The 15343-nt window shown below is 72.7% G+C and carries 10 protein-coding genes; 2 read left to right on the forward strand and 8 right to left on the reverse strand.

Annotation, left to right across the window (positions count from 1 at the left end; genetic code table 11):
* Positions 1-75: 75 nt before the first annotated feature.
* Positions 76-1626: a bifunctional phosphoribosylaminoimidazolecarboxamide formyltransferase/IMP cyclohydrolase gene (gene purH, locus ACFXOM_RS02435; protein ID WP_384939271.1), complete on the reverse strand. Its 1551-nt coding sequence runs from the start codon at positions 1624-1626 to the stop codon at positions 76-78.
* Positions 1627-1643: 17 nt separating this feature from the next.
* Entirely contained in the window at positions 1644-2258 is a 615-nt protein-coding gene (gene purN, locus ACFXOM_RS02440) for a phosphoribosylglycinamide formyltransferase (protein WP_384939173.1), read from the reverse strand.
* A gap of 231 nt (positions 2259-2489) precedes the next feature.
* Here purN and ACFXOM_RS02445 point away from each other — a divergent pair, with 231 nt between their 5' ends.
* Entirely contained in the window at positions 2490-3272 is a 783-nt protein-coding gene (locus ACFXOM_RS02445; protein WP_384939175.1) for a hypothetical protein, read from the forward strand.
* On the opposite strand, the gene ACFXOM_RS02450 is transcribed toward ACFXOM_RS02445, so the two are convergent.
* Complete coding sequence (locus ACFXOM_RS02450) at positions 3262-5244, reverse strand: DUF6350 family protein (protein ID WP_385036771.1); 1983 nt, start codon at positions 5242-5244, stop codon at positions 3262-3264. The genes ACFXOM_RS02445 and ACFXOM_RS02450 overlap by 11 nt on opposite strands.
* A 116-nt stretch (positions 5245-5360) precedes the next feature.
* Between ACFXOM_RS02450 and ACFXOM_RS02455 the strand changes: the two genes are divergently transcribed.
* A complete protein-coding gene (locus ACFXOM_RS02455; protein ID WP_384939179.1) occupies positions 5361-7013 on the forward strand; it encodes a sigma factor-like helix-turn-helix DNA-binding protein in 1653 nt (550 codons plus the stop codon).
* A 143-nt stretch (positions 7014-7156) separates the two neighbouring features.
* Here ACFXOM_RS02455 and sucD read toward each other — a convergent pair whose 3' ends face one another.
* From sucD to ACFXOM_RS02480, 5 genes are all read right to left on the reverse strand, one after another.
* Positions 7157-8074: a succinate--CoA ligase subunit alpha gene (sucD, locus tag ACFXOM_RS02460; RefSeq protein WP_384939181.1), complete on the reverse strand. Its 918-nt coding sequence runs from the start codon at positions 8072-8074 to the stop codon at positions 7157-7159.
* Positions 8075-8099: 25 nt separating this feature from the next.
* The gene (gene sucC / locus ACFXOM_RS02465) at positions 8100-9281 is read right to left on the reverse strand and encodes an ADP-forming succinate--CoA ligase subunit beta (RefSeq protein ID WP_384939183.1); all 1182 of its coding nucleotides are present in this window, start codon (positions 9279-9281) and stop codon (positions 8100-8102) included.
* A 1104-nt stretch (positions 9282-10385) separates the two neighbouring features.
* The gene (locus ACFXOM_RS02470) at positions 10386-11549 is read right to left on the reverse strand and encodes a VWA domain-containing protein (protein ID WP_384939185.1); all 1164 of its coding nucleotides are present in this window, start codon (positions 11547-11549) and stop codon (positions 10386-10388) included.
* The gene (locus tag ACFXOM_RS02475; protein ID WP_385036773.1) at positions 11546-14017 is read right to left on the reverse strand and encodes a DUF5682 family protein; all 2472 of its coding nucleotides are present in this window, start codon (positions 14015-14017) and stop codon (positions 11546-11548) included. Before ACFXOM_RS02475 ends, ACFXOM_RS02470 begins: the two co-directional genes overlap by 4 nt.
* Positions 14014-15126, reverse strand: a complete 1113-nt coding sequence (locus tag ACFXOM_RS02480) for an AAA family ATPase (protein WP_384939189.1) — start codon at positions 15124-15126, stop codon at positions 14014-14016. The genes ACFXOM_RS02475 and ACFXOM_RS02480 overlap by 4 nt, the downstream gene beginning before the upstream one ends.
* Positions 15127-15343 lie beyond the last annotated feature (217 nt).

Here is a 15343-nt window from a genome sequence, read left to right on the forward strand (position 1 = left end):
ACCGTGGGGAAAGGCGCTCCAGCCCGCCTGGCCCCGCCAGGCGGGAAAACAGTCCGGCGCGGCGGAGCATACGGATCAGTGGAAGAAGTGGCGCGTCCCCGTGAAGTACATCGTCACGCCCGCCTTCCGGGCGGCCTCCACCACCAGCTCGTCACGGACCGAACCGCCCGGCTGGACCACGGCCTTGACGCCCGCCGCCGTCAGGATCTCCAGGCCGTCAGGGAAGGGGAAGAACGCGTCGGAGGCGGCGTACGCACCCTCCGCACGCTCCTTGCCCGCCCGCTCGACCGCGAGCTTCGCGGAGTCGACGCGGTTGACCTGACCCATGCCGACGCCGACCGAGGCGCCGCCCCGCGCGAGGAGGATCGCGTTCGACTTGACCGCCCGGCACGCCTTCCAGGCGAACGCCAGCTCGGCCAACTCGTCGGCAGGCAGCGGCTCACCGGTGGCGAGCGTCCAGTGCGCCGGGTCGTCGCCGTCCGCCTGGAGACGGTCGGTGACCTGGAGCAGAGCACCGCCGTCGATCGGCTTGAGCTCGACCGGGGCCGAAGGTGCCTCGGGGCAACGCAGCACCCGGATGTTCTTCTTGCGGGCCAGCACCTCGACAGCGCCGTCCTCGTAGCCGGGGGCCACGATGACCTCGGTGAAGATCTCGGCGACCTGCTCGGCCATCGCCACGGAGACCGGACGGTTGACGGCGATCACCCCGCCGAACGCGGACAGCGGGTCACAGGCGTGCGCCTTCCGGTGGGCCTCGGCGACATCGGTGCCGACGGCGATGCCGCACGGGTTGGCGTGCTTGATGATCGCGACGCACGGCTCGGCGTGGTCGTACGCCGCCCGGCGAGCGGCCTCCGTGTCCGTGTAGTTGTTGAACGACATTTCCTTGCCGTGCAACTGCTCGGCCTGGGCGAGTCCGCCGCCCTGCTCCGTGACGTAGAGCGCCGCTTCCTGGTGCGGGTTCTCGCCGTAGCGCAGCACGCTGGAGCGCTCGTACGTCGCGCCGAGGAAGTCCGGGAGGCGGCCCTCGTCCACGGGGGCGTACGAGGACGCGAACCACGAGGCGACGGCGACGTCGTAGGCGGCGGTGTGCTGGAAGGCCTCGGCGGCGAGCCGCTTGCGCGCGGTCAGGTCGAAACCGCCGCCCGCGACGGCGGTGAGGACGTCGGCGTAACGGTCGGGACTGGTGACCACCGCCACGGACGGGTGGTTCTTGGCGGCTGCCCGGACCATCGAGGGGCCGCCGATGTCGATCTGCTCGACGCACTCGTCGGGATTCGCACCGGAAGCGACGGTCTCCCGGAACGGGTAGAGGTTCACCACCACCAGGTCGAACGGCTCGACGCCGAGCTCGGCGAGCTGCTCGCGGTGCGCTTCGAGGCGCAGGTCGGCGAGGATGCCCGCGTGCACGCGGGGGTGCAGCGTCTTGACGCGGCCGTCCAGGCACTCGGGGAAGCCGGTGAGCTCCTCGACCTTGGTGACCGGGACGCCGGCAGCGGCGATGCGCCCGGCGGTCGACCCCGTCGACACGAGTTCCACGCCGGCCTCGTGCAGGCCGCGCGCCAGGTCCTCCAAGCCGGTCTTGTCGTAGACGCTGACCAGCGCGCGCCGGATGGGCCGCTGCATGGTTTCGGCGGTCTCGGTCACGGGATAACTACCTTTCGTCCCTCAATGCGGTAGCCGTTGCGGGCCAGACGCCCCACGACATCGACGAGCAGCTGACGCTCGACTTCCTTGATGCGCTCGTGCAGAGCGGCTTCATCGTCCTCGTCCCGCACCTCGACCACGCCCTGGGCGATGATCGGGCCGGTGTCGACGCCGTCGTCGACGAAGTGGACGGTGCATCCGGTGACCCTGACCCCGTACGCGAGCGCGTCGCGCACTCCGTGGGCACCGGGAAAGCTGGGCAGCAGGGCGGGGTGCGTGTTGACGAACCGGCCGCCGAACCGGGCGAGGAAGTCCTTGCCGACGATCTTCATGAAACCGGCCGAGACGACGAGGTCCGGCGCGTGGTCGGCGGTGGCCTCGGCCAACGCGCGGTCCCACTCCTCACGGGTCGCGTAGTCCTTGACCCGGCGGACGAAGGTCGGGATCCCAGCGCCACGGGCCCGGTCGAGACCGGCGATGCCGTCGCGGTCGGCGCCGACGGCGACGATCTCGGCGCCGAAACCGTGCGGATCCTCGCTGATGGCGTCGAGCAGCGCCTGGAGATTGGTTCCGGATCCGGAGACCAGGACGACGAGGCGGGCGGCAGCCACTGGGGGACTCTTTTCGCGTTGCAGTACGTCTTCGGATGGATCTTTTGTGCGGTCGTACGAACGGAGCGAGTCCTGCGATAGGGGAACTCTACGAAGCCGCCGACCGTCAGCAACGATACCGGCACACCGAGCGGCCCCCACGGGACGGGGGCAGGGCCGGGAGGTAGCGTCTGGGGGCAGGGCCCGTCCTCAGACGGAGCACCCGGGTACAGAGGGGAAGACGTTCACCACATGCCGGACCGACGCCGCCGCACGGCCTTCCGCCTCCCGCTCGCCTCCGAGCGGGGCTCCTTGCTGCTGCGGGAACGCCAGTCCACGGATTCCACGGAGCCCGGGGAACCCGGCGGACCCGCGGACGGGGGCAATCCGTTCGCGCCCCCGCCGGAGGGTTCGCCGGACCGTCCCTGGCAGCCCCGGCACGGGTCGAGCGGCAGCGACGAAGGCGACGACGACGAGCGGGACGACGAGCGTTCGTCCTGGGGAAGCCAATGGAGCAGCCGCCAGCCGGGCCGCTCCTCCGGCGGGTTCGGCGGCCGGCCCGAGGGCCAGGGCGGCGGCCAGGGCGGCCCCGAGGGCGGCGGCCCTGGCACCGGCCTGCGCTGGGACCCGACCGACCCGGCCCAGCGGCGCGCCCGCTACGCGCTCCTGGGCGGCATGTGGGCCTTCTTCTTCGCCCTCTTCGACCTCCCCGAGATCGCCCTGCTCCTCGGTGCCCTGACGCTCTACTGGGGCACGAGCTCGCTGCGCGCGAGGTCGCGGCGCACCGTCGGCGAGGCGACTGCCGCGGCCGTCGGCGCCCCCCAGCCGTCGGGCAAGTCACAGGTGACGGCGGCCGTGAGCGGTCTGCTGATGGCGGTGGTCGCACTGGCGATCGTGGCGATGACCTTCACCGTCCAGCTGGTGTACCGCGACTTCTACACGTGCGTGGACGACTCCCTGACGAAGACGGGCCAGCTCTCCTGCAACACGCTGCTGCCCGAGCCGCTGCGCGGCGTGATCGGCGTCAAGCAGTAGTCGAGGAGGACCGGTTCTGCCGGGTTCCTCCCGTACCGGCCGCCGCACCCGCGCCGGACGGCCTGGCGGGCGTGCCCCCGCGCACGTCGCAGGCCGATCGAGCGGTCCCGGCTTCCTCAAGACCCGCGTCCGGTGTCGCGGCCCCTCCCGGTGCAGGACCCGGGGCACCCCACATCCCGCCGGCGCCCCGTGCGGTCGTGCCCGCCGTCGGTCCGACGGTGGGCACGACCGTCGCCGTGGCCCTCTCCGCGGGCGCGGGCGGCGAGGGTACGGGCGGAGGAACAGCTGGTCCCGGGTCGCCTGCCGGGCCTGGCACGTCCTCCCCACCCGGGTCCTCCGCACGGGCGTCATCCGCCGGCGCGGGTGTGCCCGCGGACGTGGGGTCGTCGTGACCGGCCGGCCCCTCGGCCGGACCGGCCTCCGCCGGTGCGCGGTCGAGGGCCTGCGTCGGGGAAGGGGCGAGGACCACCGCCGGGGATCGACCCGGCGCCTCCCTCGACGAACGGCCGGGCAACGGGATTCCCCGTGGTTTCAGGCGCCCCGGCACACCGCGCACGGACCGCACCGCTGCCGCCCGGCAGCGGGCCCACGTCCAGCGGTCCCGGTCCCTCAGGCGCCAGGCGCGCAGACCTAGCGCACAGGGAACCCCGACGGCCGTGGTCCACAGCACCGCGGCGGGGCCCGTGAGCCACCAGACCGGGCCGAAGGCGGCCAGGTGGCCGGTGCCGAGCGGGCCACCGGCAGCTGCGGAGAGCAGCGAAACGGCCACGCCGCACAGACCCGCCGCGAGCAGCACGGTCAGTGTGGTGCCGCCGATGCCGCGGCCGTCCCCGGACCCGGCGCGCTCGGCACCCCCCGCGTCCCTGGAGGAGGCTCCTCCGCTGCGGTGCCCCTGGTCCGACGCGCCCTCGCGCCGCTCGACGCCGGGCCTCCCGGCGGCACGCCCGCGGGATGCCGACCCGGCCGGGGCCACCGCGCACCAGCCTGCCGCCACACCCGCTGCGACGGGCACCGCGACGGCCAGCCAGATCAGCGGGTGCGCGGGCCCGCCCCCGGGGACCGCCGTGAGCAGCGGGAACTCGGGCACCACCGGGTTCCCCGTCTTCCCGAGGGGCGTCACCGCGGCACCCGTACCGAGAGCGAACCCCGGGCCGAGTCCGTAGGCCGCTGCCCACACCGCGGCGTTGGGCAGCAGCAGCAGGGCGAGCAGCAGCACCGCGAACCTGCCCGGCCAGTCCCGCGCGAGCATCAGGAAGGACTCCTGCAACGCGCCGGCATGGCCCACCAGCGACAGTCCGAGCAGCAGCAGACCGCCGCACAGCAGCGCTGCCACCGCCGCGCCGGCGACCCTGGGCGCCTCGACGACCCAGGACCGCGCAAGGGCGGTACGGAGGCGCGCTGGCACCCGGTCCGGCAGCGGCCCGAGCGGGCGACCGTACGCCGTCCAGACTCCTGCCGCTGCGGACAGGAGGGCCGCGAGCGGGAGGTGCAGGGCAGCGCTGAGCGGTTCCCCAGCGAGCGCGCCGCCCGCCGAGAACACCGTCACGGCTCCGGCGACCACCAGGTACCCGACGGTGACGCCTGCCACCACCACGCCGCCGGAGGGTTGGCGCGCGCCGTCCACGGCCTCGGCCGAGTCCCGGGCCGCACGGTGCACGAGAGCGACGGGCAGCACCACCAGCAGCAGCGGGACGACCCCGACGGGCGCCGGGGTCCCGAAGAGCGTGTCGGTCCTGACCACCTCGACCCCGTGCGCGAGGAGCCACAGCCCTGCGGCCACGTGCAGCGCGCCGCGTGGTCCGCTGTCCGGGTACGGGGAGGTGATCCACATCAGGGTCACCAGGACGGCGAGGGCGCCGAGGCCCAGCCCTGCTGCGATCACCCCCCGCATGAAGGACATGACCAGGGCGACAGCGGGCGGGGCGCCCTGGACGGCCACCAACGACGGGCTGCGATCGGTCGTGCGGTTCACGCCGCCATGCTGCCAACGACACACGGTTTATCCATGTAACAGGCGAATGGCCGTTGTGTCGCTCAATATACGTTTATGTGTTTTTTTGCCAGGTACAGCCTCTCGGGGAGCCCTTCATGACGCAGAGCACCGGGGACAGCGACGGCACCGAGCCCCACGCCCGACGACTGCCGTCCCCCAAAGAGCGGCGCCGGCTTCGCGAAGCGAAGTCGCTGAGCGAACAACAAGTGGCGGAGGCCGTCGGCGTTACCCGCGCGACGATAAGGAACTGGGAGACCGGCCGCACCACCCCGCGCGGACGCAAGCGCGAGGCGTACGGGAAACTGCTCGCCTCGCTCGCCGCAGATCGCGAGGCACGACAGGCGCACGGGGACGCCGTGGCACCCGCTGGGGAACGGAAGACCAGGCAGGACGCCGGAGAGCAGCACGACGCGGCCCCGGCCCCCAGCGGCGGCGCCACCACGACCGGCGGCGCGGAGCACTACAGGCCACCAGCCCTCGCCGGCACAGGGGAGTCGCGGACCTCCGAGGTCGATCCCACGGCCCCCCGGGAGCGAGCCGGGGAGCACGCCCCCGGACGCAGCGAGGTCGCCGAGGCCCCCGCCGTGGCCTCGTCGGCAGCGGGGGCCGCGTCCGGAGGCGCATCGGCAAAAGCCACCCTCCGCACGCCCGAGACCGGACCCCCGCCCACGCCCGCCCCGGCGTCCGCGCCAGCTCTCGTGCCCGAGGAACGCTCCGCGCCGCTTCCAGCGTCGCCGAGCCGGCTCGCTACCGCCCCCGTCGCCGAGCGGGCTTCCGGACCGGGGTCCCGCCCGGCACGAGGGCCGTTCCCGGCGGTCGGACCCGCCGCCTCGGGCACGCACCCGCCACCGGCGCCCCCCGACAGCCGGCACCGCCGGACTCCGACCGCCCACTACCCGCCCGCGGTGCCCCAGGCTCGCGAGCCGAGCCTCACCGCCGAACAAGCCTTCGATGCCCTCTACGCACGTGCGGCCCCCGATCTCGTACGCCAGGCCTACCTGCTCACCGGCAGACGGGCACTCGCCCGCGAGGCCGTCGAGCACGCCTTCCACCTCGCCTGGCAGCGCTGGCCGGAGGTCGCCGTCGACCGTCATCCGGAGGGATGGGTGCGAGCGGCCGTGTACGAGTACGCGCTGTCACCCTGGCACCGGCTGCGCCGCAGCCACCGTCGGCCGGAACCGAACGAACAGGCGTCCGTCCCGGCGTCCGCGGATCCCGAACGGCACCCCCTGCGCGCGGCACTCCTCGAACTGCCCCCGCCGTACCGCCGGACGATGCTGCTGTACGACGGGCTCGGCCTGGACCTGCCCGAGACGGCGGCCGAGACCGAGGCGAGCACCCCGGCCGCGGCCAACCGGATACTGCACGCCCGAGAACTCGTCGCCGCCAGGCTGCCGCAGTTGTCGGAACCCGCGGCACTGCACCGGGAGCTCGGCGACCTGGTGCGGGCCGGGGTCGGACCGGACGTCCCTCCTGCCCCGACCGTGCGGGACAACAGCGAGCGCAGGACGCAGTTCTGGACGCGGGCGGCCTTCGGCCTGACCGCGCTGATCATCGGGGCCACGGCCGTCACCCTCGCGACGTCCCCCTCCCACTACGATCCCCCGCAGGCACCGGGCGAGGCGGTCAGCGGCGTCCCGCCGCGCGGGGGTCCGCCCTCCTTCACGAAGGCGGAGGTAACGCTGCGAGCGAAGCTCCGCTCGCATCCGAACGCCGGGCCGGAACGACTCGTTCCACGGGTGGGCTGACCGTGGCCGACGGCACATCCGGCCGATCTGCGGGCAGGCGACCGGGCAGGTCCGCGCCCTGGGAGCCGGGCGCCCGGTGGACACGACGCGGGCCCGCGCCCCGATTCCCCGGGGTGCGGGCCCGCATGCTGGAGCGGTCGGGCTCAGCCCACGAGGATCTCGCGCGCCAGCTTCGCCGTCTCGGTCGGGGTCTTGCCGACCTTCACGCCGGCGGCCTCAAGGGCCTCCTTCTTCGCCTGGGCGGTGCCGGAGGAGCCGGAGACGATGGCGCCCGCGTGGCCCATGGTCTTGCCCTCGGGCGCGGTGAAGCCCGCGACGTAACCGACGACCGGCTTGGTGACGTTCGCCTTGATGAAGTCGGCGGCACGCTCCTCGGCGTCCCCGCCGATCTCGCCGATCATCACGATCAGGTCGGTGTCCGGGTCAGCCTCGAAGGCGGCCAGGGCGTCGATGTGGGTGGTGCCGATGATCGGGTCACCACCGATGCCGACGCAGGAGCTGAAGCCGATGTCCCGGAGCTCGTACATCATCTGGTAGGTCAGCGTGCCGGACTTGGACACGAGACCGATGCGGCCGGGCTTGGTGATGTCGGACGGGATGATGCCCGCGTTCGACTGACCGGGGGTGATCAGACCCGGGCAGTTCGGGCCGATGATCCGCGTCTTGTCGCCCTTGGCACCCGCGTACGCCCAGAACTGGGCGGTGTCGTGGACCGCGACGCCCTCGGTGATGACGACCGCGAGACCGATCTCGGCGTCGATCGCCTCGACGACCGCGTCCTTGGTGAACCTCTCCGGGACGAAGATGACGGTGACGTCGGCACCGGTCTTCTCGATGGCCTCCTTGACCGATCCGAAGACCGGGACCTCGACGGAGGTGCTTCCCAGGCCCTCGGCGCCCTGGGGGACGTCGAATTCGACCGTGGTGCCCGCCTTGCGCGGGTTCACGCCACCGACGATGTTGGTGCCGGAAGCCAGCATGCGCTTGGTGTGCTTCTGGCCCTCGGAGCCGGTCATGCCCTGGACGATGACCTTGGATTCCTTGGTGAGGAAGATAGCCATGGTGAGTCTGTGACCTCGTCCCTTGTTACTTGGCAGCAGCCAGCTCGGCAGCCTTGTCGGCCGCGCCGTCCATGGTGTCCACGCGCTGCACGAGCGGGTGGTTGCGGTCGTCGAGGATCTGACGACCCAGCTCGGCATTGTTGCCGTCGAGACGCACGACCAGCGGCTTCGTCACGGCCTCGCCCTTGGACTCGAGGAGCTCCAGGGCCTGCACGATGCCGTTGGCGACCGCGTCGCAGGCGGTGATGCCGCCGAAGACGTTGACGAACACGGACTTGACGTCCGGGTCGCCGAGGATGATCTCCAGGCCGTTCGCCATGACCTCGGCGGACGCACCGCCACCGATGTCGAGGAAGTTGGCCGGCTTGACGCCTGCGTGCTTCTCACCGGCGTACGCGACGACGTCGAGGGTCGACATGACCAGACCCGCGCCGTTGCCGATGATGCCCACTTCGCCCTCGAGCTTGACGTAGTTGAGCCCCTTGGCCTTGGCTGCGGCCTCGAGCGGGTTGGCCGCCGCCTTGTCCTCGAGCTCGGCGTGCTGCTCGGCGTGGCGGAACTCGGCGTTGGCGTCCAGCGAGACCTTGCCGTCGAGGGCGATGACGCGGCCGTCGGCGACCTTGGCCAGCGGGTTCACCTCGACGAGGAGGGCGTCCTCCGCGACGAAGGTCTTCCACAGGGTCACGAGGACCTCGGCGACCTGCTCGGCCACCTCGGCCGGGAACTTCGCGGTCTCGACGATCTCGCGAGCCTTGGCCCGGTCGACGCCCTCGTTGGCGTCGACCGGAACCTTGGCGAGCTTCTCCGGCGCCGTCGCGGCGACTTCCTCGATGTCCATGCCGCCTGCGACCGAGGCCATCGCCAGGAAGGTGCGGTTGGTGCGGTCCAGGAGGTACGAGACGTAGTACTCCTCGGCGATCTCGGGAGCCGTCTCGGCGATCATCACCTTGTGGACCGTGTGGCCCTTGATGTCCATGCCAAGGATGTCCGTCGCGCGGGCGACGGCCTCGTCCGGTGTGGCGGCCAGCTTGACGCCACCGGCCTTGCCGCGGCCGCCGACCTTCACCTGCGCCTTGACGACCGAACGGCCGCCCAGTCGCTCGGTCGCCTCGCGCGCCGCCTCAGGCGTGTCGATGACTTCACCGGCCAGCACCGGTACACCGTGCTTGGCGAAGAGGTCCCTCGCCTGGTACTCGAACAGGTCCACGCGCGTCCGTCCCTTTTCAGTGATCGCGGTTCGTTGTCTGCGTGGGCGTGCCGCGAAGGGCAACGTGACTGCGCTGTCACAAGGGAGGCGTACACGGTGTCCGGGCACGCGGCATGTCCGTCTCGCAGGTTATCCCCGCAGGACGTGGCGGCCTAAATCGCAGATCACACCTGGGCGGTGATACCCGTCACAGATAGCGCCCGCGGCGGAACCCAGTGGATACGGAACGGACGCGGAACGGACTCGGTCCGGCCACGGCGGGACGCACCGCGCGCGGCGAACCCCGCAGCAACCCCCCGCTCATCGGCCGCCGGCCCGCGCGGAGGTCACCGTGACGGGCGTCGGACCGGCCACACCCCCATCGGGTGCCACGAGAAACGGAACGGACGGGAGGGATCGCGGATCAGCGGAACAGGGGCGGACCACCCACAGGCGCAGCGCGCAGGGGCCGGACGGGGATCGGGACCACGGCGGACGGATCGGGACCACGAAGGACAGCGCCGACGACGGACGGGGCTCGCATGACGGACAGAGATCACGACGGACAGGAAGGAACCGGTAGCAGCAGGGGGAAGGGAGCGGCTGGGAACGGGAACGGGCGGCCCCACCCCCATGGGGACCGCCCGTGTTCACCCGCCGGACGTGGCGACCCGCCGGTCACACGCCGTCCCGCGCGGCTCAGACCTGCTGCGCCACACCGTGGACGTAGCTCGGCGCGACCGCGGCGGCCGTACCCTTCACCCCGGCGACCGCGTGCCCCGCGGCCGGCGTCGTGGCGACCGTGCCCATCGCGTCGTGCGTCGTGACCGACAGCGACGGGCGGCGCGTGCCCGACGTGCCGCGGCCCCGCGCCGGCGGCTTGGGGCATCCGCAGCACCATCGCACCGGACCTCTTCCTCGAGTCTGACCCGACGCGCGGACGCCTACCGGACGGCACGGGCCTCGGGTTGACGCGGAGAGGGCCAGCCTGGCCCCCGGCGGCGGGCGCCGGCGGTAACGGGCATCAGGGATCCGCGGCGAGGGCTCTCCCGGTGGCCGGGCTGCCCCAGCCGTCCAGGGCGCCGGACGTTCCCGTCCGGTTTGGTCCCCCTCCCGACTCTCCGCTCAACCCTCATCGGGCACCGGCAACGGCCGCTTCTCGAGCGCCGCCGCCATGACCTCCGGGAAGAGGTCGGGAGTGCAGGCGAACGCCGGGGCCCCGAGGGCCGCCAGGGCTGCCGCATGCTCACGGTCGTAAGCAGGTGCACCCTCGTCGGAGAGAGCGAGCAAGGCGACGAACTGGACCCCCGACGCCTTCATCGCCGCGACCCGCTTGAGCATCTCGTCACGTATGCCGCCCTCGTAGAGGTCACTGATGAGCACGACGACGGTGTCGGCGGGTCGGGTGATCTGCGACTGGCAGTAGGCGAGGGCCCGGTTGATGTCCGTACCGCCGCCGAGTCGGGTGCCGAACAGGACGTCCACCGGGTCGTCGAGTTGGTCCGTCAGGTCGACGACGGACGTGTCGAAGACGACGAGCCGCGTCGCGATCGAGCGCATGGAGGCGAGCACGGCCCCGAACACCGAGGCGTAGACGACGGATGCCGCCATCGAGCCCGACTGGTCGATGCACAGGACGACGTCCTTCTTCACGGACCGGGACGCGCGGCCGTAGCCGATGAGCCGCTCGGGCACGACCGTGCGGTACTCGGGCAGGTAGTTCTTCAGGTTGGCCCGGATCGTGCGGCCCCAGTCGATGTCCCGGTGCCGCGGCCGGTTGATGCGTGCACTGCGGTCGAGCGCTCCTGTGAGGGTTGCCCGAGTGCGGGTGGCCAGGCGTTTCTCCAGGTCCTCGACGACCCTGCGGACGACCGCGCGAGCCGTCTCCTTCGTGGTCTCCGGCATCGCCTTGTTGAGCGAGAGGAGCGTTCCCACCAGGTGTACGTCCGCCTCGACAGCCTCCAGCATTTCCGGTTCCAGGAGGAGGGCCGACAGGCCCAGTCGGTCGATGGCGTCCCGCTGCATGACCTGGACGACGGAACTCGGGAAGTACGTGCGGATGTCACCGAGCCAGCGCGCCACGGACGGGGCCGAGCCCTCCAGCCCCGCGGACCGCCTTCCGCCGGTCCTGTCCCGGTCGCCGCCCGCTCCGTACAGCGCGGCGAGCGCGCCGTCCATCGCCGCGTCCGCACCGTTCAGTACACAGCCGGTGCCTTCCGCGGCCTCCCCGCCAAGGACCAGCCGCCACCGGCGAAGCCGCTCGTCGGGTGCCGTTTCCACGGTCGTCATGCGTCCCCCTCCAGGATCAGCCGCAGCACGGGCAGCACCGCGTCCGCCCGCTCCTCGTCGAGCCCGGCGCCGAACCCCGGTGCACCGGCCTCCTTCTGAACCGGTCCTCGGGCAGCGGGACCGCGCCGCACCAACTCGCCGAGGGTGCGCCGCACACCCGGCTCGTACGCGGAGAACGTACGGCGCAGCAAGGGCAGGACGTCCGTGAAGGCGTCCACGGGCACGCCCGCCAGCCAGGCGTCCACGAGCCCGAGCAAGCGCTCGTCGTGCACCAGGAGCATCCCCCCGCCCGGGGCACCGCCGACGAACCCCTCGATCCAGGCCGCGGCGTCGGTCGGTGCGGTGCCCGGTGAGAGCGCCAGGCCCATGAGCCGGGCGGCCTCCTCCTCGGGCAGCCGGCCGTCGTCCAGCAGCAGCCGGGCCGCACGGCCGCGTATCACTCCTCGCACGGTGTCCCGTACGGCGAGTCTGCGCAGCACACCGGCCCAGCGGACGCCGAGTTCAGCCGACTCCGGCAGGAGCCCGATCGCCGTGTGGACGGCGTCGAGGTGGCGGCGCATCTCGGCGGCTCCGTCCGCGTCCAGTCCGGTACAGGCAGGCGGGAGTCCCACGCAGATCCGCTCGGCCAGCCCGGCCGCGACCTCACCGAGCGCAGCCGTGTCCGTGGCGCGGACGTCCCCGTAGCGCAGGGAGCGGGCGAGCGCGGGCAGGGCCTGGGCGAGGTGTCCGACGTCCGAGTCCAGCGCGGCCCGGTCGGCGAGGGCCTGCATCACCACGGGGAGCGCCTCCGGCAGTTCCGCGAGCAGGCACTGCTCCGCGAGCGCGGTGACCTCGGCGAGCGCTGTCGACGACATAGCCTGCGACGCAGCCTTGGCGGTGGCGGCGGTGAGCACGGTGGTGCCCCAGACACCCGCCTCTGCGACCTTGACGTACGACTCGGGCTCCCAGCGCAGCCGCCACGTCTCCCGGAAGGTGCCGGTGGACGCACGCCCCTGCGTCTGTGTGCCCCAGGTGATGCCGAGAAGTCCGAGCCGGTGCAGCAGACGGCTGCGCGCCGCGTCGTTGTCCTTGCGCAGGTCGAGCTGCAACTCGCGTTCCAACAACTCTGGTTTGAGCCGAAGGGTGCGGTGGAGCCGGGTGAGGTCGCGCTGCAGTGGTACGGCCGGAGCCGTGTCCGGGACTTCGCCGAGCACGTCGCCGGTGGTCAACTCGTCCTGGATCAGGCGCAGGGGTACGTCGGACCCGTCGCACATCACGGCGCGGATCGCGTCGGCGGTCTCACTCAGCCCGGCGAGCGGCCGGCCGCGCATCGCGGCGAGTGTCCCCGCGAGCCGGACCGCTTCGATCACGTGGGCCGAGGAGACCGTCAGGTCCGCGTCCCTCAGCAGCCCGGCGGCCTTGGTCATCCAGCGCTCGAGGGGACGGTCCGGTGAGTCGAACAGGTGGGCGTACCAACCGGGAGCGTCGATGCCTGCGCCGTAGCCGCTGTGCCGGGCCAGTCTCCGGTGGGTCCAGGGGACCCACGTCGTCTCCGTCTTGACCTTGGGAAGCCCCCTGAGCAGGGCGCGGTCGGCGGTGACGGTCGACTTTGCCGTCAGTGCGGGCACGTGCCACGCGCCGCAGACGACCGCGACCTCATCGCCGAACTCCTTGCGCGCGACGCGCAGCTGGATCCGCATATGGGCCTCGCGCACGAGATCACGCGGGTGCCCGCCGTGCCCGTAGGTCTCGCGGAGAGCGGCCATCGCCTCACCGAGGACGGCGAACGGCAGGAGGGGGTCGGCCGGCGCCGGGCCGCCCCCCGAGGGGGACGCGCCACGGTGCTCGATCACGTCCTCCCACCAGCGCTCCGGGTCGTCGTACCCGGCGGCCTCGGCGAGCACGGCGACGGGATCGATCCGCAGCGCTCGCTCCCCTCCGTCCCCCGGGTGCAGTTCGTCCTCCTCATCGCCCCACGAGGGGTCGGCGGCAGCCGCCAGGGAGTACGCGGCGGGCAGGTCGATGAAACGCACGGGAACGTCGTGGCGCAGGGCCCAGCGGATCGCCACCCACTCGGGGGAGAACCCGGCGAACGGCCAGAACGCGGCCCTGCCCGGGTCGTCCACGGAATGCGCCAGGATCGCCACCGGCGGGACCATGGCGTCGTCGGCCGCGAGCGGCACCAGGGCGTCCCCTTCGGGCGGCCCCTCCACCAACAGCGCCCGGGGCCGTACCGCCTCCAGGGCGGCCCGCACCGCCCGGGCGGATCCCGGTCCGTGATGGCGCACTCCCAGCACCAGCGGCCCGTCGACGGGCCAGGCCTCCTCCACGCCTCCGGGCGTCCCGGCCGGCGAGGTGACCGCGGCCGGGGACTCCCGTCCGACAGCCGCAGCGGGGCTCGCGGCGGACGCGGCCTGCCGGGCGGCAGCGCCGCCCGGCGGACGGACGGGGGCCTGCGGCGCGTCCGGCACCACCGTGCCCGTCGTCATGCGCTCACCTCACGGCAGGCGCGGTAGAAGTCCTTCCAGCCGTCGCGCTCGCGGACCACCGTTTCCAAGTACTCCTGCCAGATGACGCGGTCCGCCGCGGGGTCGCGCACGACGGCTCCCAGGAGCCCGGCGGCCACGTCGCCCGGCCGCAGCACCCCGTCACCGAAGTGCGCCGCGAGGGCGAGCCCATTGGTGACGACCGAGATGGCCTCCGCGGTGGAGAGCGTCCCCGAAGGGGACTTGAGCTTGGTGCGCCCGTCCGCCGTGACGCCGCCACGCAGCTCGCGGAAGACCGTGACGACGCGACGGATCTCGTCGAACCCTTCGGGAACGGCGGGCAGGTCGAGCGAACGGCCGATCTGGTCAACGCGCCGGGACACGATGTCGACCTCCGCCTCCGCGGATTCGGGCAGCGGCAGCACCACCGTGTTGAACCTGCGGCGCAGGGCGCTGGAGAGGTCGTTGACGCCGCGGTCACGGTCGTTGGCGGTGGCGATCAGGTTGAACCCGCGTACCGCCTGCACCTCCTCGCCCAACTCGGGTACGGGCAGCGTCTTCTCGGACAGGATGGTGATCAGCGTGTCCTGCACGTCCGCAGGGATGCGGGTGAGCTCCTCGACGCGTGCGGTCATGCCCTGCGACATCGCCCGCATGACCGGGCTGGGCACCAGCGCGTCGCGGCTCGGCCCGTGGGCGAGCAACCGGGCGTAGTTCCACCCGTACCGGATCGCCTCCTCGGGCGTCCCCGCCGTGCCCTGCACGAGCAGAGTGGAGTCCCCGCTGACCGCAGCGGCCAGGTGCTCGGAGACCCAGGTCTTGGCCGTACCGGGGACACCGAGCAGGAGCAGCGCGCGGTCCGTGGCGAGCGTCGTGACCGCGACCTCGACGATCCGGCGCGGCCCGACGTACTTGGGCGTGACCACCGTCCCGTCGGGCAGGGTGCCGCCCAGCAGATAGGTGGCCACCGCCCACGGCGACAGCCTCCAGCGGGCCGGCCGCGGCCGGTCGTCGGCCGCGGCCAGCGCGGCGAGCTCTTCGGCGAAGGCGTCCTCGGCATGCGGCCGCAGCGTCTCGACGGCGGTGGTTGCACTGGCTTCGGGCACGGTCATGGATCCCCCTCCAGATCGGTCGACCGGATGTGGGTGCCACCGTGCACCACGCCACTGACAATCGATCGTCGCCGCAGGTGGGGCGGGAATGCCCAGTCGTCGGATCCCGGTCGCCGAAACCCGGGCGGGGCCCGCCGTCCGGCGGGCCGGCCCGTTCCTTTCGGCACCACCACGAACCGCCTTGGGTCAATCGGCGGCGCGGCCCTCGCGCTGCGAA

Origin of the sequence: Streptomyces sp. NPDC059169, assembly GCF_042755225.1 — a bacterium.
Classification (GTDB): domain Bacteria; phylum Actinomycetota; class Actinomycetes; order Streptomycetales; family Streptomycetaceae; genus Streptomyces.